Genomic DNA, 2,581 nt, shown 5'->3' with positions numbered 1-2,581 from the left:
TCAAAAAAATGCGAAAATCCGCTGAGGCTCACATGTTTCAGGTCACCGAAGATCTTGTGGCCGAAGCACGGATTTCGGTTGAGCAGGAGCTCCAGTCCGAGATCTCCCGTCTTCAAAATCTCGCCCGTCTCAATCCATCGGTGGATCAATCGGAAATCAAAAACTTACAAACTCACCAAGCTGCTATCGAAGAAGCCCTCGCCGAAACCCGCTTCCGCTTGGATTCTCTCCATCTCGTGGTTGTTGAGAATTAAAGATTTAGAGTAAATCTTGTAGAATTTTTAAGCGTAATGCATTTTATTAAAAGACTCATATCTAGTCTCTTTTGGTAAAATCATGAAACCTGGACAGACCCCTACGGGACCCTTTTACACGCGTATGATTTGTAAGAGCGGTTCAAAAGAGTAGATTGCTCCCCGTCTTCCGGCTGCGGGTTGGACTATTTCCACTAAATCACTCGGGTGGGCGAGTAGAGTATTCGTAAAGCGGTTGACCGTCGCGGGTGAGATACCTGTAAGCTTGGAGATACGCCTATTGTCAAACCTCGGCGAGGTGAAGATTGCGTCGAGCAAAGCAATGGAGTATCTTGATCCAGTGATGTCGCTAAAGATCGGTTTCATAGCCTCATAGAGTTCACCGATTCTGCTAATCATTTCGAGGTTATACTTCGCTTGGTCTTTAACCGCCTCAAAGAAAAATGAGAGCCAGCCCATCCAGTCATTTCCGGAGGAGACCGCTTTCATGCGTGCGATGTATGCAGCCTTATGTTCTTCCATATAACGGCTGATATAAAAGTGCGGAGAAGAAATATCACCGCCACTCCAAAGCATTAGGGTAATGAGCATTCGTCCGATACGCCCGTTGCCGTCCTTAAATGGGTGGAGTGCTTCAAATTCGACGTGAGCGAGCGCAGTTCGAATCAGTTCTGGATGTTCCGATTGCCTTATATAGTCGAATAAGCGATCCATCCCTTCGGGTAGCTTTTCTGGGCTGATCGGCACATAGCTGATGTTACCGTTGCGCTCATCGCCGATATAATTTTGCTCCGTTTTATACTGTCCGGGCTTCTTTGCTGCACCGCGCCCGAAAGATAAGAGCATTTGGTGCATGCTGCGGATGAGTCCGTCGCTAATTGGCCGACCATCGCCGATTTCTTGCTGCGCATACCTTAGCGCTCTTCGATAGAGAATAGTCTCGATCACATCCGAGCGCACGTTTGCTTTTAGGATATCGTCTTCTTCATCATCGTCTTTGGAGCTGTCATACTGCAAGATCTCATCCATCGTGCTGATGGTACCCTCCATTCGTGATGACGCGACGACTTCCTGATTACGCAGTGGTGCCAAAAATAATTCCCTGTTGTGCAGCCGTCCCAGTGCTTCGTCATATCGGGCTAGCGCAGCTCCAGCCTCCATCAGTGGCTGTATGATACTCGAATAGTCGATAGTTGTGGGAGGGAAGCCTTCTTGGTGGTAGTAAACTGCGTTTTCGAGATTGATTTCCATTTGTGCCTCAAAAGTTAAAAAAATGATTGATAAACTTATTTGTGTATCATGAATAATGGATAAATCAAATTATTAATCAAAAGTTGTAAAAATGACTCACAACGCATCTTGTGTATCACAAATGAAAAACAAACTCTCTTGTATCTCAAATATTGATAAAATGAGGCGCAATCGATGGCGTCCGTTTCGGAAGATGTCCACCGCGAGTAAATCCATCGGGCAAATGACTCAAAGTATCGACTAGCTCATGTAACTTGGGACAGGCCATGACACAGCTGATAGCCACAATTACACACTGATACTAAAAATAGCCGTTAAAAAAGCATTTTGATTAGCGGAAAAGAGCGCACATAGCGGTGCCCAGCTGTGCTGGATTGACGGCAGTGTTATCCATATTCGACGAATTTTTGAGCGTAATGCATTTTATAAAAAGACTCATAATTAGTCTTGAGGTAAAAGCATGAAAACCTGGAAAGACCCCTTTCAGGGACCGCCTTTGTGTATATGTGGGGGATCGCTTGGTCATGTCCAAGCTGAGTATTGATCAAATGAAAGGGTTTTATTCTGGAGAGTACTCTTTGGATGATGCAATCAAGGAATTCGTCCGTTCTAAATTATCCTATCGGTATCTTGTGGTCGCAGATGATCCGACTGCTCGTGCCCTTGAACAGTACGGCTTAGAAATTGCCAAAGGGCAGAGGACGGAGTTGTTGAATTGGGTTTAAGCCAATGTGAATGATCCCAGTTTCTTCATCTTAATATAAAGCCAATATGATCAACTTTGTGAGAATTGAGATTTATATTTACATTTTGCCTAAGCTTTGTGAATGCACTTCTTTTCTCTTCAGAATAAGATAACCTATCCCAATCACCCCAAGGTGGAGGTGAATCTTGAAGTACATTTACCAATAATCTCCTAGCTTTTTTCCCAGTGAAAGCCACAGGCTTGGTAACATGAGCTATATCTCTTGCAATATTGGCCCACTGAGATTGCAATTTGAACAAGTTAAATTCTAAGGTTTCTGTTTTGGGGCGAACTTTTGTTTCATAATCCCAGGGTTGATACATAGGTCCAC

The 2,581-nt window shown here is 44.3% G+C and carries 4 protein-coding genes; 2 read left to right on the top strand and 2 right to left on the bottom strand.

From position 1 onward, the window contains the following. On the top strand, positions 1–254 hold a 254-nt coding region (locus ACKPQ4_RS05075), incomplete at its 5' end, for a hypothetical protein (protein WP_407680125.1). A gap of 114 nt (positions 255–368) precedes the next feature. On the opposite strand, the gene ACKPQ4_RS05070 is transcribed toward ACKPQ4_RS05075, so the two are convergent. Then, on the bottom strand, positions 369–1,505 hold the full coding sequence (locus ACKPQ4_RS05070; RefSeq protein ID WP_407680124.1) for a Fic family protein: 1,137 nt from the start codon (positions 1,503–1,505) through the stop codon (positions 369–371). A gap of 524 nt (positions 1,506–2,029) precedes the next feature. Between ACKPQ4_RS05070 and ACKPQ4_RS05065 the strand changes: the two genes are divergently transcribed. Then, a complete protein-coding gene (locus ACKPQ4_RS05065; RefSeq protein WP_407680123.1) occupies positions 2,030–2,230 on the top strand; it encodes a hypothetical protein in 201 nt (66 codons plus the stop codon). Between the two features lie 25 nt (positions 2,231–2,255). On the opposite strand, the gene ACKPQ4_RS05060 is transcribed toward ACKPQ4_RS05065, so the two are convergent. Next, positions 2,256–2,581, bottom strand: a 326-nt coding sequence (locus ACKPQ4_RS05060; protein WP_407680122.1) for a hypothetical protein, incomplete at its 5' end; no start/stop codon positions are given.

It is taken from the genome of Candidatus Chordibacter forsetii, from assembly GCF_964187505.1.
GTDB lineage: Bacteria > Verrucomicrobiota > Verrucomicrobiia > Opitutales > Seribacteraceae > Chordibacter > Chordibacter forsetii.
Note: the sequence above shows the minus strand (reverse complement) of the source record. Positions and strands in the feature narration are given on the sequence as shown.

Bases quoted from the DNA above. Each gene is read 5' to 3' on its own strand.
- ACKPQ4_RS05065 (WP_407680123.1), top strand. From the start codon at position 2,030: ATGTCCAAGCTGAGTATTGATCAAATGAAAGGGTTTTATTCTGGAGAG.
- ACKPQ4_RS05070 (WP_407680124.1), bottom strand. From the start codon at position 1,505: ATGGAAATCAATCTCGAAAACGCAGTTTACTACCACCAAGAAGGCTTC.